We start from the raw sequence: 23,089 nt of genomic DNA, 5'->3' as shown, positions 1-23,089 counted from the left end.
TGCCTCTAAAGAACTTAGGGAAAAAATAGCAAATAAAGAAAGTTTTAAAAGATTAGAGTTTTTATAGTTTTTTAAAGAGTTTAAAGTGTTTGAGTTAAAACGAAAATTATCGTTCCCCCCCCCATGAGGTGATTTTTAGATAAATTTATATTCATTGAAAAAGTCCTTTCAAAAAATAGTTAATGTGTTTGATGGGTTATTGTTTATTTGTATATATTTGTAACATTTGTTACTAATATTTTAATAATATAATCGGAATATTAATATTTTATTTATAAATTTTTCCTTAAAAATAATTTAAGATAAAAGTTATCTTAAATACTTTAAACATAACAATATTAATACTTTCAATAAAAATTATTGCAAAAATTTAATCTTATTTTCTAAAATACTTTTTGGGGTAAGTCCGATGAATTTTTCATTTATTTTGCCTTTTTCATCATAAAAAACTATCACAGGCACACCATAAATTCCACCCACAGCTTTAGATAAAAATGAGCTTGCTTTGGCTTCATATAAAAGTGGCAAATCTAGCTTTTTTTCCAAAAGAATTTTTTGAGCTTCTTCTTTTGAATTAGCTCCATTTAACACCGCTAAAATAGGAAAGTTTCTTTCTTTATAAAGCTCGTTTAACATAGGAATTTGTGCATTACATGCACCACAATCTTGCGTGAAAAAAAATAAAGCGTAAGCTTGATTTGCATTTTGTGTTTTTAAGGTTTTTTCAAAACCATCATATTTAAAAGTATAGTTTTGATTTGAATTTAGGGTTTGAAATTCATTATTTGAGCATGCACTAAAGAAAAAAATGCTTATTAAAGCCAAGAAGCAATAGAAGCTTTTAGTTGCGACCATGGTTTTTCTCCTATAATTTTATCTTGCACAACTCCATCTTTAATGACAAAAGTAGTTGGCACTGCAAAAACGCTAAATCTTTGCCACGAGATATCTAAATCATCTTGTAAAAATGTGATATTTTTGTAATCATATTTTGTAGCAAATTCTTCAAAATCCTTACCTTTATCTATAGAATCAAGGGCTAAAATAGTGATTTTTTTAGGGTATTCGTTAGCTAGTTTTTCCAAGAGTGGTAAGTCTTTTAAACAAGATGCACAACCTTGCTCCACAAAGGTTAAAACGATAAGATTATCAAAGTCAGCTAGTTTGATTTTCTCACCTTGTAAATTTTTTGCTGCGATTTCTGGTGCTTTTAGACCTATTTTACCACCATTTTTATTGTTATTTTCAAAACACGCACTTAAAAAAACTAAACATAAACAAGCTAAAATTATACTTTTAATTTTCACTTTTCATCACTCCATGGCTTAAAATGATAGTTCTATCAGCAAAGGTAGCTAAGTCTGGATTGTGAGTGATTAAAACTATGGTTTTGCCATCTTGTTTTAATTTACAAAAAAGTTCTAGAATGTTTTTTTCATTTGCCTCATCTAAATTTCCAGTTGGCTCATCTGCTAATAAAATTTCAGGATCATTCACTAAAGCTCTTGCTATGCATAGTCTTTGTTGTTCCCCGCCACTTAGTTGGCTTGGTAAATGCGTAAGTCTGTGTGAAAGCCCTACTTTTTCTAGCGCCATTATAGCGTCTTTTTGTTCTATGCTTGAGTGATAAAACTGAGCTAGCATAACATTTTCTAAGGCATTTAAATAAGGTATTAAATGAAATTGTTGAAAAATCAAACCTATTTTTTCTCTTCTGATTACGCTTTTTTCTTCTTCGCTTAAATTTCCAACTTCTTTATCATCTAAAAAATACTCCCCGCTACTTTGAGTATCCATCAAAGAAAGTATATTTAAAAGCGTTGATTTACCTGAACCTGATGGACCCATGATAGCTAGCCATTCACCTTGCTTTACTTCTAGGTTGATATTTTGCAAAGCTTTAACTTCATTAAAATTACGATTTAAATTTGAAATTTTTATAATATTTTTCATCACTCACCCTTTAAATTTTCACAAACATTGATTTTTAAAGCTTTTTTTAGCGGCAAAATACTTGCAAAAAATGCAAATACCAAAGAAACAAGTACCGCAAAAAATACTGAAAGCAATCTAAAATCTATACTTGCATTAAAAATCAAATACCCAAAAATATTTGCCAAAAAATATCCACAAAAAGCACCAAGCAAACTCGCACTTAAACTTAAAATAAACACTTCAGCTCCAAAGAGCTTGATGATTTCTTTATGCTTAGCTCCTAGTGCAAGGTGCAAGGCTATTTCTTTTTTTCTTGAAAAAATCACCGCACTAAGAGTGGTATTTACACTCAAAGAACTAATGAGCAAAATAGTTAAACTAATCAAAGCCATTAAAGCTTTGATCTTTTCTAAAATCACACCTTCGCTAATAGATACTGAAGCTATGACTTTAGCTTCTACATTGCCCTTGCTAAGCTCTTTTGCTTTTTGATCTAAACTTTCATAATCACCTAGCAAAATAGCTTGAGCATAATTTATCACTTCTTTAGCTGCTAACTCTTGTGCTTTTTTCAAAGAGATGATTAAAACCCCATCTTGCTCATCGTTGCTTCTTAAAATAGCTTTGATTTTTACTTTGACTATTTTAGATATACTTGGGTTATAAATTTGTAATTCTTGTCCTATTTTAAGCTCTAATTGTTTAGCTAAATCAGCTCCTACAAAGGCACCATCTTCACTAAAATCACTCAAAGAAAAGCTTCCTTTTAAAACTTCCATAAAAGGCTTAGTAAGCTTTAAATTCGCAAAATCAACTCCAACAACCACCGCACTTGAGCTTTCAAGATTATAAAAACCATATAAAAATGGGGTTAAAGCCTTTGCTTTCAAGCTTTCTTTAACTTGATTAAACTCATCCATACTTAAAAACTCATCATCTTTTGGCGTGATGATAAAATTAGCCCCATAAGCCTTTAATTCTTTAGATAATTTTGTGTCAATATCAAAATAAATATTAAAAAATGAAGCACTAACCATAGCACCCATAAACACAGCTATAAAAATAATACAAACTCTTTTATAAGAAAAAATAAGAGATTTAAAAACCTCTTGCATAAAAAAATTATTTGCCATATAAAACCTCTGAAGTAGAAAGTTTAGAAATTCCTTTGATAGAAAACAAACATCCTAAAAATACTATAAGCACCGCAAAAAATAAGCAAATTGGTAAAATAATCCAAGATATAGCAATAGCATGATCAAATATACTAAGAGCAATAACTTCTGAAACTCCCACGCCAAAAGCAAAACCAAAAACTGCTCCAACTAAAGCTACCACAACCCCTTCTAGTGCAAAAATCATATAAATTTGCAAAGTGCTAGCACCCAAAGCTTTTAAAAGTCCTATTTCACTTTTTCTTCTAAAAATATCTGCACTCATTAAAGATGATATGGCTATGGAAGCTACGATTAAACATATAATACTAACTACTGCCATTAAAGATTGAATTTTAGATACTATCAAACTTTCTGCATCTGAAATCGCACTCACTACTTTTGTGCTAGCACCTTTAAAATCTTCTGCGATTTGATAAGCAATAGAACTTACATAAGCAGTACAATACCACTGATCATACTCAAGCTGATCAAGACTATCTACATCGCGTCTTGCTTTTTGTGCTAAATCATTTTCAGGTATAGTCAAAGCCGAAACTTCTGCTTTGGCAAATAAACCTTCTTTTTTAGAAAGCTTTTGTGCTAAAAGCAAAGAAGTAATGATTTTATTTGAAAAGACTTGAGTTAAGTCTATAATACCAACAATTTTTACTTTAAAAATTTGATCATTTTGCACAAGGGTGATTTCATCATCTATTTTTAAATCATACTTTTGTGCTAAGTCTTTTCCTAGCATTATTTCATCTAAACTATCATCTTTTGGGTAATTTCCTTTGATTTGACTATATTTATATAATTCTTTAATACCCGCATAAAAATCATCATCATCTTGCACCTTTATAGCCTTATCAAAATAAGTTCCCACTAAAGAGATATTTTCATAATTTGCATTTGGAGTTTGAATTTTTACTTGAGTATCTAAAAATGGTGCAAAGGCATTGATATTATTTCTCCAAAAAATTTCTTTTATAGTATGAAGCTTGTTTTCTTCTAAAAAATTTTGATTTTTCAAAGGCTCATAGATTTTATTACCCACTTCTACACTTAAACTTGCACCTTTAGGTAAAACTAAAATGTTTGACCCATAACTTCTTAATTCTTTTGTGATTTCATTACCTATACCCAAAGTAAGATTTAACATAGTAGCCATAAGTAAAGTAGCTAAAAAAATCGTCAGCAAAGCTAGGGATTTTTGAATTTTATTTTGAAAAATGGAATTTTTTACAATCTTAACTTGCATAGTCATTTCCTAGTAAATTATGAATTCTATATTTTGAAGTCTTATTCATATCGATATATTTTAAAGGATCGTTTTTAAACTCTTCATAGTTTTTTTCATTCGCAAAAAAATATGTTCTTCCTTTATAAACATAAGATCTTGGTGCTTTTAAATTAATTAATTCAGTATGATCAATAGGATCATAAACTTTCTTTTCTACTACTTGAGTGAAAAAATTAACCCCATCTAAAATTTCTGAAAAAGGTATGATAACCTTACCATTTTCAAATTTATACTTCATAGGGATAGGATTACACCCACCTGCCTTACCTACACTTGGTAAGAAAATTCTAACATTACATGAGATACAAATTAATTCTCCACCTTTTTTAACATACCCCATATCCCCACATATACTACAAGCATCAAAAACAGCTACTGGCGAGTCTTTATCTTCTCTTTTGTTAATTAAAAAAAATCTCACCACTTTACCCTCATCACTAATATAAGCAAAGCGATGTAAGTTATTATCTCTTAAAATCGCTACATCAAAGACAAATTCATTATTTTCATTTGGCTCTACATAGGTTGGCTCGTCTATGGTTACCGGTCTTGAAGCATGCAAGTCATAAAAAAGAAAAATACAAAGACTTAAAATCATAGCACTAAAAATACTTGCACTAAAATTAGTTATAGTTGAATTTTTTGCTTGATTTTTTCTAAATTCTATATCAAAATCTTTTTTCTTGCTGTTTTCACTCACTCTTTGCTTTAGAGCTAAAACTATACAAATTCCTAGCAATAAAAACCATACATAAGTATAAAATTTAGCATAATACACACTTTTTGCCACATAGCTTAAATACAAACTTTCTGTTTCTATCACGCCTTCTCTCATAAGGTGTAATAAAATTTGAGCTAAAGCTTCATTTAGATAAAAAATCACAATAATAAATAAAAATAAATTTAAAAACTTAAATTTAAATTCCCTTAACCATCTTGTAAAAAGATAAGCCCCAAAACACACAACAAAAGCAAGCAAAATAAGTCCAAAAGAGCTAATCGCTAAAGAATCTAAAAAATTAGTGCTTAATATAGGAAAATCGATAGAAATATGTAAGTATTTTATACCAAAAGCAAAAGATAATAAAAAAAGCAATATTGCTTGAATTTTTTCTTTTAAAAAATTCTTTTTCATAAAAGAAAAAATGATAACACCCAAAAACAATAAAACAAATAAAATATCATTAGAAAAATATAACAAATCATAACTTAGTGTTTTAGCACTAATAAAAAAAGCAAAATAAGAAAAAACAAAACCCACAAAAGCAAGTTTAAACACTAAAGAATTTTTTAGATTATAAAAAAATAAAGCACTCAAAAGCGCATAAGAAAAAAATACTCCAAAAAAATGTACAAAATAAATCGACATAGGCTCTTCTTTGATAGAATTTATTTATAAAATCAATAATTTCATAAATAAACCCTAGCAAAAGCTAGGGAAAAATCACTTAGGTTTTCCTGTATATTTGAAGTTATATTTAACCGAAAATGGCTCAAACCACTTACCAACACCTGTTTCTTTATCAACATGGCGTCCAAAACCTTGTTTTTCTGGACTTTCTATTAAAAATACTAACTCGTAATTTCCAATGCCTGTATCCATTTTTAAATTTGCACCATAGTGAGGGCCATCATCTGCTACCATAGGCATAAGAGTTCCTGTTTTTACTTTACCATTGTCAAGATTAGTTAGCTTATAAGCTATAGTTAAATAAGGAATCCAAAAGCCTTCTGGAAAGCCGTTTTTATTGCCTTTTAATGCATGAATATCTGCTTCAAGGTGAATATCTGCTAAACTAGCTGCAAGGTCAATCCCTCTTGGCTCCATTTCAATTGGTTGTAAATAAACCGCTGCTATTTCCATACCATTTAACTCATAAGGATCGCCAATTGGCACCTCTGCTGCAAAAACTGAACTAGCTAAAATACTAGCTGCTGCGCCTAAACTTAATAAAGTTTTTTTCATATTTTTTCCCTTTTATTTGAAATTTGCTTTGTTATAAAAATACCCATAATGAGTAAGATTAAAACCATAAACTGAGGTATGATGCTCTCATAGTAAGGATAAATTCCAAGCCACAAAATTCCTTCAAAATCAAAAGGAAGTAAGCTTGGGGTGATAACCTTAGCTTCTATGAGCTCACCAACGCCTTTGCCCGTAAAGACAAAGACCATATAAAAAATAATGTATGAAGTTATATAGAAAAATTGTTTTACTGGTATTTTTAAAGCACCAGCTTTTAATAAATAATAAAGTATGACAAGTATAATTAATCCACTAGCTAATCCTATAAATATAAAACTATAATCTGTGCTTGTTTTTGCATCAAATAATAAAGCCTGATAAAAAAGAATAGTTTCAGCACCTTCTCTATATACAGCTAAAAATACACTAAACCATAAGGTTTTTGCTGAATTATGTGATATAGCTTCAACTGCTTGAGTTTTTATGTGATTTGCCCATTTTTTATTTTGTGCATTTGATAAAAGCCAAAAACCCACATAAAACAATAATGCAACAGCCACAAGCATAGTAATACCTTCTAGCAACTCTCTGCTTTGCCCTGCTTGTTCTTTAAAAATCCATGATATAAAAAATGCCGTTACAAAACTTAAAAATATCCCACTCCAAAGTGCTGAATATACTATATTTAAACGTTTTTTATTGCCACTTTGAACTAGGTATGAAACTATAGCTACAATGATAATTAAAGCTTCCAAACCCTCTCTTAAGATAATACCCAAAGCCCATATAAATAAAGACATAGGTGAGGATTCTTGAATTTTATCTAAAGAGCCTTCCACTAAGGCACTAAGCTCGTCAAAATTTTGTTTTAATTCTTCTTTAGAAGCACTTGCTTTAATAAGTGCAACGCCTTTTGAAAAATAACTTTCTATTTTTAATTTTAAAGCACTATCAATAGCACCAATTTTACTTTCCATACCACTTGCTTCAAAAATATCCAAATACACATTTTGTAAAGCATCTATACTATTTAAACTAAATCCCTCATAATTTTGCAAAATATCATTAAGAGCAATTTTCATATCATCATATACTTTAGTATAGTTTTTAGCACTCATAGCACTTTCATCAAAGCCTTTAACTTGAAGCAAGGCTAATTCTTCTTTAGGTAGAGCTAAAAACGCTTCATATAATAAATCTGATATGTTTGAAATTTCATCTCTAATAGTTTTTTCATCTAAAATATTAGCATTAATTTTTCTTATAATAGTTCTAAGTTTAGTTTGAATTTTTTTATCCACTCCTGCCTTAGTATATCTTGCCACTAAAACTTCTACTTTTGAATTTCTATAGTCTTCAAACAATGCTGATTGAATCAAATCTTTAGCTTTTTGATAGTCTTTATTTACAAAAGCTAATGCAGCCTGATCAAGCTTTGAAATCATAGAATCCATTAAAAATTGTAACCTTGCATCCAAAGCCGAAGCTTCTTGCAAAGCTAATAATGCTTCATCTTTTTGAGTGTCTTGCTCTTGAGCAATCAAACTTTGAGTTGAGTTTTGTGAAGTTTGTTCTTTAACATTCTCTCCAAGCAAAGCAGCAAACATCGCTTCAGCTTGTGCTTGGCGTTCTTTTTCTGCTTTTAAAGATGAGTTTTCAGCTGCTTTTTTATCATAATTTACATCACTAGCTTCAGCTTTAAGCTGGAAGCCTTTTTCTAAAATAGGAACTATTTCATCTAAATCAAAATACAAACTACTAATCAAAGCTTCTATTTTAGAAAAATCTTCTTTATCTTTATATAACTTTCTTAAATTAACAAATTTACGCTCCATAACGATGGCTTTTCTACCAACATTACGCCCAATAGAGCCTTCCATGGTTTCAAAATGCTGAAAGTATGCATCTTCTGCTTTTTTCTTTGCTTCTAAATTTTTATTTTCTTTGTATAAAATCATACTTTCATTTAAAATTAGTTTGATTGCTTGGGCTTCTTTTTGATAATCAATCTCTCTAGCATAAACAATAGTACAAAATAAAAAAATTATCAACAAGCTTATTTTTTTAAACACTATTTTACTCCGAAATGATATTCATTTTTAAAATCATAGTCGCAAGTATAGTACTAGCTTTCTTAAATTTAGATAAACATTATCATTATTTATTTCATAATAAATCAGATAAAAATACTACAAAATGCTACTTTAATCTACAAAATAAGCAAAAAAATTATTATTTTTAAGAGTATTGTTTATTTTTTATTTGTTTTAATCATAAAAATAAGTTTTTCTTTGCTAATATGTGGTGGTTTTAAAAAATTTCAAGGAGTTTTTGTGCTAGTAATTACCCATGAAAAACCAAGCAAGCTCAAAAAAATGTTAAAAAATTTAGGTTTTTGGGTGATTATAGGAATAATAGCTGGTATTAGCCTTGGTTTATTAGATAAAGAACTTGCACTAGCTAGTAAAATCGGGGTAGATTATTTTATACAAGCTTTAAAATTTTTAATAGGGCCTATTATATTTTTAACTATTGTTTTAGGAGTTGTTAGCCTTGAAAGTCTAAAGCAAGTTGGAAGTATAGGTGCTAAAGCTTTATTGTACTTTGAAGTAGTGAGTACTTTTGCTTTAGCTATTGGTATTTTTATGGCAAATATTATGGGACCTGGAAAAGGAATGAACCTTGATCCAAACACCTTAGATAAAGATAGTGTAGCTCAATTTGTCAATAACAATATAGAAATAAGTGCGCAAAATGAAATTTTACATATTTTAAAAGACGCCATACCTACTGATATCATCGCTGCTTTTAGCGAGGGAAAAACCTTGCAAATCTTAGTTATAGCCCTAGCTTGTGCTTTTATTATTTCGCTTATGAGAATTGATGAAAGAAAAGCTATACAAAAAACCTTAGAAATAATGCAAAGTTTTGTTTTTAAAATCCTAGAAATCATTATGTATTTTTCTCCTATTGCTGCTTTTTCTGCGATGGCTTTTTTAGTGGCAAAATATGGACTTGATTCTTTGTTAAATTTAGGATATTTACTTGTTGTTATGCTACTTGCTTCTTTGCTCTTTATCTTTGGAGTTTTAGGACTTATTTGTTTTATTGCCAAAGTAAATATTTTTAAATTTATGCGTTTTATTTCAAGAGAAGTTTTGATAGTTTTTGCTACAAGTTCTAGCGAATCAGCATTAGCTCCACTTATGAGAAAGCTTGAAAAAGCAGGAATTTCAAAAGCCACTGTGGGTTTGGTATTGCCAACTGGATATAGTTTTAATCTTGATTGTACTAATATTTATTTGGCTATGAGTTTGATTTTCCTTGCACAAGCTTTTAATGTAGAGCTTTCTTTAACGCATGAAATTAGCATTTTAATCGTACTAATGATAGCTTCAAAAGGTGCTGTTGGTGTAACTGGTTCAGGTTTTATTATACTAGGAAGTACGCTGGCAGCTTTATCTAATATGCATATTGCAGAAGCTAACAATGGCTTAGGAGCAAGTTTAGGCGAGGTTTTACCAGTAGCTGCTATTTCTATACTCTTGGGTGTGGATAAGTTTATGTCTGAAATTCGTGCGGTAGGAAATTTATGCGGTAATAGCGTAGCAGCTTTAATCGTAGCTATTTGGGACAAACAAATAGACTGGGAAAAGTTTCGCTACGCTCTTGATAATCCTAAAGAATTTACTAATGCGGGTTTTGATTAAAAAACCTCTTTTTGTATTTTTTCTACATATTTTTCTCTTAGTTTTTGGGTATAAAAGCCTACTTTACCATCATTAATCACCTTGCTATCTGCTTTTATAACACCTAAAATCAAAAAAGTAGCCGCAGAAATAAATACCTCATCAGCCTCATATACTTCTTTCATACTAAAAGCTCTTTGATCTACTTTAAGATCAAGTTCTTTGGCAAATTTCAAGATATTTTTACGGCGAATTCCTGGTAAGATTTCATTAGAAAATGGCTTAGTAATTAAAGTTTTATCTTTTATAATAAAAGCTGAACTACTAGAAGCTTCCGTTACTAAAGCATTTTCTACCATAAAAGCTTCAAAAACCTTAGCTTTTATAGCTTCTTCTTTTGCAAGACATTGAGCCAATAAAGAAATTGATTTTATATCCCTTCTTTTCCATCTTAAATCAGATGTTGAAATAACACTTACCCCATTTTTAGCATACTCATGCTCAATCACCTTGCATTCAAAAGCAAAAGCCATAATAGTAGGTTTTAATCCCTTCAAAAGAGCAAAATTTCTACTAGCAACCCCTCTAGTAACTTGCATATAAAGCCCACCTTCTTTAAGAGAGTTTTTAATGATTAATTGCTCTAAAATATTTTCAAATTCTTCTTTTGTATAAGGAATTTGTAGTTCAATTTGAGCCAAACTACGCTCAAAACGCTCCCAAAATTCTTCTTTGTCAGCTATTTTTGCATTTACCACAGGAACTACTTCATAAATTCCATCCCCAAAGATAAAACCTCTATCAAAAACACTCACTTTAGCTTCACTAGCTTTTACAAACTCATCATTTAAAAACACCACTTCCATTTCTTGCATAAGTCCTCCTTTTAATCAAATAAATCAACAATATCTTTTGGCAAATCAAGCTGATTAGAATAATAAAAATACTTAGCTAAAACTAAAATTCCTATATAAAATTCTATCTTTTCATCTAAAAATTGCTCTATGTAAGCATGGGCATTTTGAATGATTTCTTTTGCTCTATGCGGATTAGTTAAATAATAATCAAGCAAAGCTTCTACATTTTCATAATCATCATCAATCAAAGCAAAGTGCTCATTTGGAACTAGCTTTCCTTCCATAAACCAAGTTTCATAGCGCATTTTTGGAGCTAAAACTAAAGAATTTGTTCTCATCGCCCACTTTAAGTTGCTTGCTACGTCATTGCCTTCTAAAGAAAGTAAAAATTTAAACTGAGTTTGATAGGCTCTACTGATTTTAAAATTTAAATTTTTAATCCATTTTTCAGCTTGAATTTTTCTACCACCAACATGAGCAATATCGCAACGAGGATTATCAAAATACTTTTCAAAAAATTTAATACGATGAGGCTGATAAATCGCACCTCTAAAAAAAAGCAAGTCTTTTTTATCTTCAAATTGATTTTTATCCTGTATAAAATCAAAATGTCTGTTTTTATCTAATTTTAAAATGATGTTATTAAAACCATTTTCAACCGGTCTTGATTTAGCTATACTTGGATATTTAAGATTATAACTAATATCCCCAAAACCTTTAATCCACAAAAAATCATCATCAAAATACTTACTGATTGCATAAGCATCATAAGCATAAGAAGTTTTTTTAAAAGGAAATTTTCCTATTTTTTCATAATTTTCAAATTTTTTTATATCAAAAAAATCATTTTGCAGATTATAATAATTCAAGCGAGTAATAATATTATCTATATTTTTTAATTTTAAAATTTCTTTTAAAATATTTTGCAATTGATTTTGATAAATTTTTCTAGGTATAAAACTCTTAGCTATGCCTTTTACATTCATCATAAATCTAGAATCTGCCATTTTTCTTCCATTTTGATATTAAAATAATATAAATTTTAACACAAGATTTCATTTACAAGACTTAAAATTTAGTTTAATTAAAAACAAAAATGTTAAAATCACAAAAATCACATACTAATTGGGTAAAAAATGAAAATACAAGAATTTATTTTAAACTTTATTTTTAAAGTTTCAAACCAACCTGTTAATTTAAAAGATTTATTAGAAGCAAACGCCTTACTTAATGAAGGCATGATGGTAGATCCTGCGAAATTAAATTTTAAATTTAAGGTGTTTAATTCTTATCTTATTTATGCATTTTTTTGCATAGCTATTTTAGTTCCTATGCTTATCATTAGTCATTATTTTTTAACAATTATTGATTTTCATATTAGTATTTTAAGTGCTGTTTTTGTAACCGCTTGTGTTTTTATTGGCTATGATATTTTTAAAATTTACACTAGAAAAGTAATAAGTAAAAGATTATTAAAAAAAGCTTGGGCTTTGCATTTTCCATATTTTGCTTATGAAAAATATTCAAAAATAGCAGAAAATATTTATAACCAAGCCATTAAAGAAGAAATCCCAAAAAACCAACTCGAGCAATATGTTTTAGAAAAAATCATTCAAACACAAGATTAATCTAAAAAGTCTAAAACTTGATTTTGAAAATATAGCGCCTCAAGCTGTCTTTGAAGCTCTTTGTTTTCCTCATCTAAAACAAGTTCTTGCGATCTTAAATCCGCTATATCTCTACTTACATAATAAATTTGATTTCTAATATAAATTTGTGGGAAAAATATCAATAAAGCAAATGCTATCATCAAACCTGCATATATTAAATTTTTAGGACTTAAATTTTTATTCTCCTCACTTACTATACTATCTAAAAGTTCATATTTATCTTCTTGGTTATACTCTTGGTTTTCTTCAAGTCTTACTTTTTCTTCTAAAATTTTTTGTTCTTGCTTGGCTAGTTTTTCTTTTTCTTTTAATTCCTCTTGAGCTTTTCTTAGTTTTTCTTGTTCGATTTTTTTTTGCTCTTTTAGTTCTTGTTTGAGTTTAGCTTTTTCTTTTCTTTTTTCTTTTAAATCTTGAAATTTTGAAGTGACAAAAACATTGCTTTGGGTAAGAATTTTAGATATTTGAATAGGATCTTTATTTTCTTGTTTTTTTTCTATTTTTCTTACTTCTTGAGTTGATTTGTTACTTTTAAGCGTTTTAGAATTTGCAATATTTTTTTTATCGAATTTTTCTTTTTGCTTTTTGAAAAAATTAAGTTGTAATTTAAAAGGCTTTTTTTCTTCTAATTTAACATTAATCAAATCTTCTTTTAAATAAATAGCAGATTGCTTCTTAGGTTTTTCTTCATACTCTTCATCAAAATCTGTAAATTTAGGTCTTTTTTTACGTTGTATTCTATTTTTTAGTATACGATCGCTCTCATTAAAATTTTGCTCATATTCTTCATAAGGCCTACCTTCTTTAATAGCCCTGGAATATTTCAACATTTTTTCACGTATATTTTGCTTTTCTTTTAAAAAATCATCTTCAACCATTATTTACCTAAAATAAAAAATTCTCATTTTTGCACAACTTGATCTGCTATTATAGCTTATTTCTTCTTTGGAGGCACTTATAGCTTTTTTACTTAAAATTTTCCCAAGACTATGTCCTTTGCCACATTCGCATTTTATGGCTCTTTCATCACAAATGCAGTCTTTTTCCCATCTTTTAAAAGTATTTTTTACTATCCTATCTTCCAAAGAATGAAAACTAATAATGGCTAATTTACAATCTTTTAATTTTGCTTTTTCTATGTTTTCAAGCAAGGATTTTAATTCGCCAAGCTCATTATTTACTTCTATACGCAAAGCTTGAAATACAAGTAAAGCTAAAGACACATTGCGTCCTTTTAGCTTAGCATTTCCTATAATTTGACTTAATTCTTTTGCGCTTGCAATCTCTTTTTGACTTCTTGCATTGATGATTTTTTGAGCAAGCATTGAAGCAACCGGTGTTAAATCTCCATAATCTTTAAAAATTTGCTCCAAGGCTTCCTTACTGTAAGAATTTACCACTTCTTTAGCGCTTAAAGGATGATTTTGATCCATTCTCATATCTAAAAAATCAGAATTTAGTGAAAAACCTCTATCATTTTTGTCAAGCTGCAAAGAAGATACACCGATATCAGCTAAAATTCCTCTTAAGTTTTGCGTTGGAATTTGAGTTAAAATATCTTTAAAACCTATATGATTAAAACTTATCCTATCTTGAAATTTTTTTAAAAATTCTTTAGAAAAATTTAAAGCTTCTAAATCTTTATCACAAGCAATTAATCTTAGTTTCTCATGAGCTTGCAATAACGCCTTAGAATGCCCTCCATAACCCAAAGTGCAATCTAAAAAATCTCCACTATCAAAATCATCAAAAGCGTCTAAAACTTCTTGCAGTAAAACAGGAATATGTGGACTTTGCAAAATAAACCTTTAAAATATTTTTTAGTATAATATCTTAGTTAAGTTTAAAACAAGGTTTTTAATGAATAAAGAAAATATCATTTCTCAAATCAAAATACTTTCTACTTCAATGTTTAAAAAAAATTTTTTTGGAATTTGCCACGGATCGGTTTCAGCAAAACTATCTCAAAGTTCTTTTATTATAAATAAAAATGACACTTTTTTAAATCAACTAGATGAAAAAAGTTTAAGTATTTTAAAATTTGCAAAAGATTATAGCTGGGATGAGGCAAGTAGCGATAGTGAAATCCATAAAAGTATATATGAGAATATACCTGAAGCCAAATTTATATGTTTTGCCTGTCCAACCTATACCTTATCTATGAGTTTAAATCATGATTTTATAACACCTCAAGATTATTTTGGTGAAATTTTTTTAGAAGAAATTCGAGTTTATAATCCTAAAAATTATGAAGATTGGGAGGATAGATCACAAACTGAAATTTATCGTTATATGTTAGAACAAAAACAAAATTTTGTTGTTGTAAAGGGCTATGGTATATTTGCCTATGGTAGAACAAGTTATGAATTAGGTAAAATTATAGATTTAATTGAAAATTCTTGCAAAATTATCCATTTAGCGGAAACAAATTTATCATAATAATTTAAAATTAATCTTTTATTAATCACAAATTATTTATAATTTATAGTTTAATTTATTTAATCAGATTGGGGTAAAAATGCTCACTTGGATGCAGCATCATAAAAAATACTTAGTTGTAACTATTTGGATTAGCGTTATTGCTTTTGTTGGAGCAGGTTTTGTTGGTTGGGGGAGTTATGATTTTAACACCGACAGGTCAAATTCTGTTGCAAAAGTAGGCGATGAAAAAATAAGTTATGATGAGTTTAATCTTAAATATTCTCAATTATTTGGCTATTATTCTCAGCTAAACAATGGCAATTACACACAAGAACAAGCACAAAAAGATGGCTTAAATACCCAAGCTATTAATGAACTTATACAAGAAAAACTACTACTTTCTTATGCTAAAACCTTGGGTTTAAATGTGAGCGAGGAAGAAATTGCTTATGATTTAGCACATCAAAAAATCTTTCATAATGCTTCAGGTGTTTTTGACAAAAATTTATACTATAATCTGCTTGCAAGAAACAACTATACACCAAAAACTTATGAAAAAATCATTCACGATGAGTTATTACTTAAAAAAATCAATGCTATTTTAAATTTACAAATCAAACCCAATGAACTTGATATGTTTGGCGCAAGTTTTTTAATGCAAGATAGTTTAAAAGTTCAAGCTATAAAACTTGATAATAAAAACATAACAATAGATGAAAAAGAGTTAAAACAAACTTGGGAGAAAAATAAAGAGCTTTATAAGACGCAAAAAAGTTACGAGCTTGCAACTTATTTTTTAAACCCTGATATAATCAAAATTGATGACAAAGAAATCCAAGCTTACTATGAAGAAAATAAAAATGATTATAAAGATTTTGCAGGAAAAATTCTAGGTCTAGAACAAAGCAAAGATAAAGTTATAAAAGATTTAAAACTTTCTAAACTTAAACTTAAAGCCAATGAAAGCTATGTGGCTTTGAGAAAGAACGAGCTTAGTTTTGATAAAAATATCACAATCAGCGATGCTGATATTTATTATCCTTTAGAAAATATACAAAAAGCTAAAGAAAATGATTTTATTAAGCCTTTTAAATTTGAAAACGGCTATATGATTGCAAAAATTATAAAAATAAATCCTATACAAACTATGACTTTTGAGCAAGCTAAAAACGAAGTAAGTAAACTTTACATTAAAGAAAAAACTAAAGCCTTATTAGAAGAAAAAGCAAAACTCGCCCTAGATAATTTCCAAGGTATAGACATAGGTACTTATAGCCGTGACTCAAGCAAAAATGCAAAAGTGGGTAATATGATGAATGATACTGAATTTAGTGAGTTTTTAATGCATGTATTTGACTCAAACAAAGCTAAATCTTATGTATTATTTGATGATAAAGCAATAGTTTATGAGATCACAAAACAAACTTTAGAAAATAAAAACAAAGAAGAAATTTACAAATTTATCATAGAGCAAAGCGCTAAACAAACTAAACAAGCTTTACTTAAGGAAGAATTATTAAAAAAACTTATAGAATTATATCCAATTCAACGCTATTATAAAGGAAATACAAATTGAATATTTTAGGAATTGATTTAGGCTCAATACAAACTTGCGCCATATTAGCACAAAAAAGCGAAGAAGGACTAAAAGTCATTGGTTTTGGAAAATCAAAATCAAATGGTATAAAAAAAGGAGCAATTACTAATATAGAACTTGCTTCAAAATCCATAGAAGAAGCAGTAGCTGATGCACAAATGATGTCAGGCGTGCATTATGATAAAGTAATTGTATCTATTTCAGGTGCTTATGCAAAAAGTGTAGATAGTATAGGTGTAGTTAATATACCAAATCATGAAATAGGTATTAAAGAAATTCACAGAGCAGTAAGCACAGCAAAGCATACTGCAAATATACCTAGTGGATATGAAATCATTCATGTATTACCTTATAATTTTAAAGTAAATGATCTTGAACATGTAGAAGATCCTTTGGGAATGAGTGGAAATCGCCTTGAAGTTTCTACGCATATTGTAATCTCACAAGAAGTGCATATTAAAAATCTAAAAAAAGCTGTGGAGCTTGCTGATCTTAGAGTAGATAATATCGTTCTTTCAGGATATGCTTCTTCTATCGCATGCTTTGATGATAGTGAAAAAGAATTAGGTGCTATTTTAATCGATATGGGTGGAGCAGTTTGCGATATGGTCATTCATGCGGGTAATTCTATACGCTACAATGAATGCTTGCAAATTGGCTCAGTAAATATCACCAATGATTTATCCATAGCTTTACATACCCCACCAAAAGAAGCAGAAAAACTAAAATTAAATTATGCATCTTTAGCGCAAAATGAAAACTCAATTATACAAATTCCATACATGGGTGATGAAAAAAGAAAAAATGAAGTTTCAGTAGAAGTCATATCCAATGTAATTTATGCAAGAATTGAAGAAACTATTATTATTTTAGCTAAAATGCTAAGCGATAATGCTTGTGCAAATCAAGCAGGAGCAGGTATAGTATTAACAGGTGGAATGACAAAATTTGCAGGACTTGACAAGCTTGCTTCAGCTTATTTTGATAATAAAGCTGTTAGAATAGCGACTGCAAAAAAAGATACTATGGATGGTTTTAAAGAAATTTTTGAAGATGCAGAAAATAGCTGTGCTATAGGTCTTTGTTTATATGGTGGTGGGCATTTTACTCCTTATGAATTAGATTCTAATGAGAAACTAAGATACAAAGGAGAGCCTGAATTTATCAATAAACAAATCAAACAAAATCTTACCATAGATGAAAATGAAGAAGAAAATAAAGATTTTGAAGAAATTTTTCAAGATCAAAAAGAATTTGAAGATGAAAAAACAGAATTAGCAAAAATAGAAACAAAGAAAGATAAAAAAACGAATTTAATGCATAAATTTTGGAATAAATTAATAAACCAGTTCTAATAGGAGACACAATGAGCGAATATCTAGTGGAAGAAATGCAACACGCAAAAGGTGCAAAAATAAAAGTCATAGGCTGCGGTGGCGGTGGCGGTAACATGATAGATCATATGGTAAATATGGGTTTACATGATCTTGATCTTATTTCAGCTAATACTGATGCACAAGCTATAGCTAAATCTTTAGCAAAAACTAGAATTCAACTAGGTGAGAAAAAAACCAAGGGTTTGGGTGCTGGAATGCAACCAGAAATTGGAGCAGAAAGCGCAAGAGAAAGTTTTGAAGAAGTAAAAGCTGCTTTAAGTCAAAGCGACATAGTATTTATTTCAGCAGGACTTGGTGGTGGAACTGGTACAGGTGCAGCTCCTGTTGTAGCACAAGCTGCTAAAGAAGTAGGTGCGCTAACTGTTTCAGTTGTAACTATGCCTTTTGCATTTGAAGGAAAACAAAGAAAAAAATTAGCAGAAGCTGGTTTAGCTGAATTAAAAAAAGAAAGTGATTCTATCATTGTAATCCAAAACGAAAAACTTCTTAGCATACTCCCAAAAAAAGCAGGTATAAAAGAAGCATTTAAACTAGTTGATGATATTTTAGCTAGAGCTGTTAGGGGTATGGTGTCTATCCTTTTAGAAGATGGTGATATTAATGTTGACTTTGCTGATGTTAGAACTGTTATGAGCCACAGAGGTTTAGCACTAATGGGCGTGGGTCATGGAGAAGGTGAAAATGCTATCATGGATGCATTATCAAGTGCTATAGAATCTCCATTATTAGACGGCATGACTATGAAAGGCGTTAAAGGCGTAATCATCCATTATAAAATTGGTCCTGAATGCTCATTGATAGAAATTTCACAAGCTACTCAAAGCATTAGCGATATAGCAGATGAAAACGCAAAAGTAATCTTTGGTGCAACAACTGATGAGAGTATGGGTGATCGTGTTGAAGTTACTATCATTGCTACAGGTTTTGAAGATAAAGCTGAAATAGAAAGTGCTAAAGAACAAGAAGAAAGTAAAAAAAATAGCTATATGAATTTACGTAAAGCTAGCGGTGGATTTGATGAAGAAGTGATTTCTCAGCTTGATGTTCCTGCTTTCTTGCGTCGCCAAATGGATTAATTTTTTAGTAAAAATCCTTATATGAATTCTTCATTATTATGTGATTTTTACGAACTAAGTATGGCTTATGCTTATTTTAAACAAAATATGCATAAGCAAATTGTTTATTTTGAAGTTTTTTTTAGAAAAGCTCCTGATAATGCTTCTTATGCTGTTTTTTGTGGATTAGAACAAATCATAAATCATATTAATCATTTTTCTTTCTCTAAAGATGACATAGATTTTTTGAAAAATACTAAAAAATTTGATGATGAATTTTTAAACTACCTTTCAACTTTAAAATTTAGTGGAGATATACTAAGCGTTAAAGAAGGTGAATGCGTTTTTGCTAATACTCCTTTAATGACCATTAAAGCACCTATAATAGAGGCTTTATTGTTAGAAACTTTCATACTTTTAACCCTAAATCATCAATGTCTAATTGCCACTAAAGCCAGTAGAATTGCTCAAGTTGCAAAAGAAAAATTGCTTTTAGAATTTGGCTCTCGTAGAGCTCATGGAGAAAGTGCAGCTTTAAATGGTGCTAGAGCTGCTTTTATAGGTGGTTTTCATGCAAGTGCTTGTACTTTAGCTGGGAAAAAATTTAATATTCCTATTAGTGGAACCATGTCTCATGCTTGGGTGCAAATGTTTGATGATGAGCTAAGTGCTTTTAGAGCATATTGTCAAATTTATAAAGACAATATAAGTCTTTTGATTGATACTTATGATTATAAAAAAGGTATTGAAAATGCTATTTTAGTTTTTAATGAGTTAAATGCGCAAGATTCTATGCAAAATTATTCTATCCGTATTGACTCAGGAAATTTGCTTAAAATCTCTAAATATATTAGAAAAAAACTAAATCTTGCTGGATTAACAAAATGCAAAATCATAGCTAGTAATACTTTAGATGAGTTTATCATAGAAAAATTGCTAAAAAACAAAGCCCCAATCGATGCTTTTGGCATTGGAGAAAAGCTTATTACTTCTGCAAGTTCGCCTATTTTTGGAGCTGTTTATAAGCTTGTTGCATTAGAAAAAAACAATCAAATCATCCCTAAAATCAAAATCAGTGCAAGCTCAAGCAAAACAACCTTGCCACATTTTAAAAAACTTATAAGGTATTATAAAAACAATAAAGCAAGTTTTGATATTTTATATACACATGATGAAAGTATTAAAAATTACCAAGGTTATACATATAAAAATTTACATGAGCTTATTTTTAAAGATGGAAAATTAATCTATGAGCTTCCTAACTTGAAAAATATTCAAGAGTATCATAAAAAAAGTGTTGATAGTTTAAATTTTAAACTAAAAAAACTTCAAAATCCAAGTATTTATAAAGTAAAAATTTCTAAAAAATTACAAAATATGCAAAAAACTTACTTAGAAAAAAATTAATCTTTTTCTCTAAGTTTTACCTCATCTTCTACTTCAAGTAAAAATCTATCTACAAGCTCATCTTCTTTTAATTTGGCCACTACTTCACCATGTCTTATAACTAAACCTTGATTTTTTCCAAAAGCAATAGCCACATCAGCACCCTTAGCCTCACCCAAGGCATTTACAACACAACCCATAACACTTATATTTAATGGTTCTTTTATATGCTTAGTTTTTTCTTCTACTATTTTAATCGCTTTGATCAAATCACTTTGAATTCTTCCACAAGTTGGACATGAGATGATATTTACTCCACTTTTTTGCACTCCACTATCTTGCAAAATAGCCCTTGCTGCTTTAATCTCTTCTTCAAGCTCCCCTGTCATAGAAACTCTCATTGTATCGCCTATACCTTTTAAAAGCAAATTTCCTAAGGCAATCGAGCTTTTAACCGTGCTATGAAATTTAGTCCCTGCCTCAGTAACTCCTAAATGAAATGGATAATCACAAAGTGGTCTTAGAGCTTCATAAGCTTTTATGGTATTTTGCACATCTGAAGTTTTCATAGAAATTTTAATATCAAAAAAGTCTAAATCTTCTAGTAATTTTATATTATATAAAGCGCTCCCAAGCATAGCTTCTATATTATAACCATATTTATCGCTAAATTGCTTTTCTATAGAGCCATGATTTACCCCTATTCTAATAGGAATTTTCCTTTGTTTACAAGCTTGCACCACTTCTTTGATATTTTCTTTTGAGCCTATATTTCCTGGGTTAATTCTCACCCCATCAATAAATTCAGCACAAAAGACTGCTAGCTTATGATTAAAATGTATATCCACTATTAAAGGTAAGGGACTTTTTGCTTTGATTTCTTTTAAAGCTCTTGCATCTGCCATATCCAAACAGGCTAAACGCACTATATTTGCACCAGCAAAATAAAGCCTATTAAGCTGCTCTAAACAACCTTCAATATCTCTTGTTTTAGTAAAAAGCATAGATTGCACTGAAATAGGAGCATCTCCACCTATTAAAACATCACCTACTTTTATTTGTCTTGTTTTGTACCTTGTCATTAAAATCACTCTAAAAATATTTTTAGAGTATTATAGCCCAAAAATGGGCTATATCATTAATCTTTTTTATTTTTATTAAGAGATTTATATTTTATATCTGTATCTCTTGTTAAAAGGGTAAAAATTTGATTTGTCAAATCTTGAGTAAGTTTTTTAGCTTCCATTTGATTTTGCAATGAAAAATCAACTAAAATTTGCTTTGCTTTGTTCTTATCTTTTTTATAAAGACTTAAATATTCTTTTTCCATAGCTTCTTGTTTTAAAGATGTATCTTTTTCAAATTTAGCATAAGCATTTTTTACGATAGGAGCATATTTATTATAATCACTCATTACAAGAGTTTGCAACTTGCGATAAATCCAATAAATTGATTTATCATCAGCTTCATTTGTTCCTTGTTGATATCCTGCAATAAACTCATCATTGCCAAAATAATAAGGCAAATACACACTCAAATCAGCCATTCCTATTGCGACATAATTTAACCTACCTATTTCTTTAGGAAGCCACGGTCTAACTTGCATAATGTGAGATTCATAAGTTCTAAACACACTCACAACACGGTAAATGTTTTCATTTTCATTGAAATTTGCATATGGATCATATTTTGTTCCATCATAGTGCGATCTTAAAGCTTTTTTTAAATCATCCACACTAAGTTTTTGCTCAGGTTGCAAAAACACATTAATATTAGCGCCATTTTTTACATCTTGATTTAAAGATGGATTAAACATTTTTTGTATCCACCAAACTCTAGGATAATTATAAGTTAAATCTCTATCATCATTTCTTGTATAAACTTTAAAAAAATCAAAATCCTTATCCACTTTAGGATTATACGCTTTATGAATGACGGCAAAATTTATTAAATTTTTAGAATGTAAGGTATTTTCATCGTTGAATTTTAGTTGTTTTAGCCTACCTTGATTCGCACTAACAAAATACGAATTATTAGGAATTTTTACAGCCATCCACTGATGTGCTGTGGCACTTTCTAAATACCAAATTTCTTTAGAATCCACAAAAGCTACTCCAAAGCCCTCAGCTGCTCCTTGTTTTTCTATAATATCACCCAATAATAAAACACCTTCTTTTGCACTTTTAATTCTTGGAAGCAAAACATCCAAAATATCATCTTCGCTAATGCCATTTTTCTCATTATAAGGATCAAATTTTAAAAGCTCATCTTTTGCATAAATTGATTCAGTAGCGCTTATCCCAACACCCATTTCATTAAAACCAGTAGCACCGTGTAATTTACTTTGCCAATTAGCTATAGTGCTATATTGAAAAGATTTGGTAGGTAAAGGGTAAGTAAAATCATTCATTCCTTGATGTGCTTTAGTGCTATAAATGCCTTTTTGATTTTCAACTCTTGGATGAATTAGAAAAACTTGTGCCTTATCTGCCTTACTGTCAGCACTTCTTGCAACCAACATAGAACCATCTCTACTTGCTTCATTTGGTACTAAAATAGTAGTGCAAGCTAAAGCATTATTAAACAAAGCACCAAAAAGTACACAACCTGCAAGAAAACTAAACTTTTTCATTTTCTCTCCTTTAAATTTAAGAAATTAAAA

The 23,089-nt window shown here is 29.4% G+C and carries 21 protein-coding genes; 7 read left to right on the top strand and 14 right to left on the bottom strand.

Going from position 1 to position 23,089, the window contains the following annotated elements; translation table 11 throughout:
• Nucleotides 1-357 precede the first annotated feature (357 nt).
• The 8 genes from L8X24_RS02735 to L8X24_RS02700 form a co-directional block, all read right to left on the bottom strand.
• The gene (locus L8X24_RS02735; protein WP_263663508.1) at nucleotides 358-855 is read right to left on the bottom strand and encodes a TlpA family protein disulfide reductase; all 498 of its coding nucleotides are present in this window, start codon (nucleotides 853-855) and stop codon (nucleotides 358-360) included.
• Entirely contained in the window at nucleotides 816-1,307 is a 492-nt protein-coding gene (locus L8X24_RS02730; protein ID WP_257404557.1) for a TlpA family protein disulfide reductase, read from the bottom strand. Before L8X24_RS02730 ends, L8X24_RS02735 begins: the two co-directional genes overlap by 40 nt.
• A complete protein-coding gene (locus tag L8X24_RS02725) occupies nucleotides 1,297-1,953 on the bottom strand; it encodes an ABC transporter ATP-binding protein (RefSeq protein ID WP_012661870.1) in 657 nt (218 codons plus the stop codon). The genes L8X24_RS02730 and L8X24_RS02725 overlap by 11 nt, the downstream gene beginning before the upstream one ends.
• Complete coding sequence (locus tag L8X24_RS02720; RefSeq protein WP_263663507.1) at nucleotides 1,953-3,068, bottom strand: ABC transporter permease; 1,116 nt, start codon at nucleotides 3,066-3,068, stop codon at nucleotides 1,953-1,955. Before L8X24_RS02720 ends, L8X24_RS02725 begins: the two co-directional genes overlap by 1 nt.
• On the bottom strand, nucleotides 3,058-4,350 hold the full coding sequence (locus L8X24_RS02715; protein WP_263663506.1) for an ABC transporter permease: 1,293 nt from the start codon (nucleotides 4,348-4,350) through the stop codon (nucleotides 3,058-3,060). Before L8X24_RS02715 ends, L8X24_RS02720 begins: the two co-directional genes overlap by 11 nt.
• Complete coding sequence (locus L8X24_RS02710) at nucleotides 4,340-5,761, bottom strand: Fe-S-containing protein (protein ID WP_263663503.1); 1,422 nt, start codon at nucleotides 5,759-5,761, stop codon at nucleotides 4,340-4,342. The genes L8X24_RS02715 and L8X24_RS02710 overlap by 11 nt, the downstream gene beginning before the upstream one ends.
• Nucleotides 5,762-5,836: 75 nt before the next feature.
• Nucleotides 5,837-6,358, bottom strand: coding sequence for a ferrirhodotorulic acid transporter, periplasmic binding protein (locus tag L8X24_RS02705; RefSeq protein WP_012661874.1), 522 nt, complete (start codon nucleotides 6,356-6,358; stop codon nucleotides 5,837-5,839).
• Nucleotides 6,355-8,430 (bottom strand): FTR1 family iron permease, encoded by a 2,076-nt coding sequence (locus L8X24_RS02700; protein WP_412175324.1) that lies wholly within the window; start codon nucleotides 8,428-8,430, stop codon nucleotides 6,355-6,357. Before L8X24_RS02700 ends, L8X24_RS02705 begins: the two co-directional genes overlap by 4 nt.
• Nucleotides 8,431-8,733: 303 nt before the next feature.
• On the opposite strand from L8X24_RS02700, the gene L8X24_RS02695 reads away from it, so the two are divergent.
• Entirely contained in the window at nucleotides 8,734-10,068 is a 1,335-nt protein-coding gene (locus L8X24_RS02695; RefSeq protein ID WP_263663514.1) for a cation:dicarboxylate symporter family transporter, read from the top strand.
• Here L8X24_RS02695 and L8X24_RS02690 read toward each other — a convergent pair.
• A complete protein-coding gene (locus L8X24_RS02690; protein ID WP_263663501.1) occupies nucleotides 10,065-10,922 on the bottom strand; it encodes a D-amino acid aminotransferase in 858 nt (285 codons plus the stop codon). The genes L8X24_RS02695 and L8X24_RS02690 overlap by 4 nt on opposite strands.
• An 11-nt stretch (nucleotides 10,923-10,933) precedes the next feature.
• Nucleotides 10,934-11,911 carry a glycosyl transferase family 90 gene (locus L8X24_RS02685; RefSeq protein ID WP_263663499.1) on the bottom strand — a complete coding sequence of 326 codons (978 nt, stop codon included), beginning with the start codon at nucleotides 11,909-11,911 and terminating at the stop codon, nucleotides 10,934-10,936.
• Nucleotides 11,912-12,040: 129 nt separating this feature from the next.
• Here L8X24_RS02685 and L8X24_RS02680 point away from each other — a divergent pair, with 129 nt between their 5' ends.
• A complete protein-coding gene (locus L8X24_RS02680) occupies nucleotides 12,041-12,532 on the top strand; it encodes a hypothetical protein (RefSeq protein WP_220517091.1) in 492 nt (163 codons plus the stop codon).
• Here the strand turns inward: L8X24_RS02680 and L8X24_RS02675 are convergent.
• Nucleotides 12,529-13,449, bottom strand: coding sequence for a hypothetical protein (locus L8X24_RS02675; RefSeq protein ID WP_263663496.1), 921 nt, complete (start codon nucleotides 13,447-13,449; stop codon nucleotides 12,529-12,531). The two genes, L8X24_RS02680 and L8X24_RS02675, sit on opposite strands and share 4 nt — an antisense overlap.
• Before the next feature lie 3 nt (nucleotides 13,450-13,452).
• A complete protein-coding gene (rsmH, locus tag L8X24_RS02670) occupies nucleotides 13,453-14,370 on the bottom strand; it encodes a 16S rRNA (cytosine(1402)-N(4))-methyltransferase RsmH (protein WP_263663494.1) in 918 nt (305 codons plus the stop codon).
• A 61-nt stretch (nucleotides 14,371-14,431) separates the two neighbouring features.
• On the opposite strand from rsmH, the gene L8X24_RS02665 reads away from it, so the two are divergent.
• From L8X24_RS02665 to L8X24_RS02645, 5 genes are all read left to right on the top strand, one after another.
• On the top strand, nucleotides 14,432-15,010 hold the full coding sequence (locus L8X24_RS02665; protein ID WP_257397147.1) for a class II aldolase and adducin N-terminal domain-containing protein: 579 nt from the start codon (nucleotides 14,432-14,434) through the stop codon (nucleotides 15,008-15,010).
• Between the two features lie 79 nt (nucleotides 15,011-15,089).
• Complete coding sequence (locus tag L8X24_RS02660; protein ID WP_263663489.1) at nucleotides 15,090-16,568, top strand: peptidylprolyl isomerase; 1,479 nt, start codon at nucleotides 15,090-15,092, stop codon at nucleotides 16,566-16,568.
• Nucleotides 16,565-17,944, top strand: coding sequence for a cell division protein FtsA (ftsA, locus tag L8X24_RS02655; protein ID WP_263663486.1), 1,380 nt, complete (start codon nucleotides 16,565-16,567; stop codon nucleotides 17,942-17,944). The genes L8X24_RS02660 and ftsA overlap by 4 nt, the downstream gene beginning before the upstream one ends.
• An 11-nt stretch (nucleotides 17,945-17,955) precedes the next feature.
• Nucleotides 17,956-19,062: a cell division protein FtsZ gene (gene ftsZ / locus L8X24_RS02650; RefSeq protein WP_039626779.1), complete on the top strand. Its 1,107-nt coding sequence runs from the start codon at nucleotides 17,956-17,958 to the stop codon at nucleotides 19,060-19,062.
• A gap of 21 nt (nucleotides 19,063-19,083) precedes the next feature.
• Nucleotides 19,084-20,448 (top strand): nicotinate phosphoribosyltransferase, encoded by a 1,365-nt coding sequence (locus tag L8X24_RS02645; RefSeq protein ID WP_263663485.1) that lies wholly within the window; start codon nucleotides 19,084-19,086, stop codon nucleotides 20,446-20,448.
• Here L8X24_RS02645 and ispG read toward each other — a convergent pair.
• A complete protein-coding gene (ispG, locus tag L8X24_RS02640) occupies nucleotides 20,445-21,509 on the bottom strand; it encodes a flavodoxin-dependent (E)-4-hydroxy-3-methylbut-2-enyl-diphosphate synthase (RefSeq protein ID WP_412175323.1) in 1,065 nt (354 codons plus the stop codon). The two genes, L8X24_RS02645 and ispG, sit on opposite strands and share 4 nt — an antisense overlap.
• Nucleotides 21,510-21,565: 56 nt before the next feature.
• A complete protein-coding gene (locus L8X24_RS02635) occupies nucleotides 21,566-23,059 on the bottom strand; it encodes a C69 family dipeptidase (protein ID WP_263663484.1) in 1,494 nt (497 codons plus the stop codon).
• Nucleotides 23,060-23,089: the final 30 nt, after the last annotated feature.

It is taken from the genome of Campylobacter sp. CNRCH_2015_0814 (assembly GCF_025772765.1).
GTDB lineage: Bacteria > Campylobacterota > Campylobacteria > Campylobacterales > Campylobacteraceae > Campylobacter_D.
This window is presented reverse-complemented; position numbering and strand designations above follow the sequence as displayed.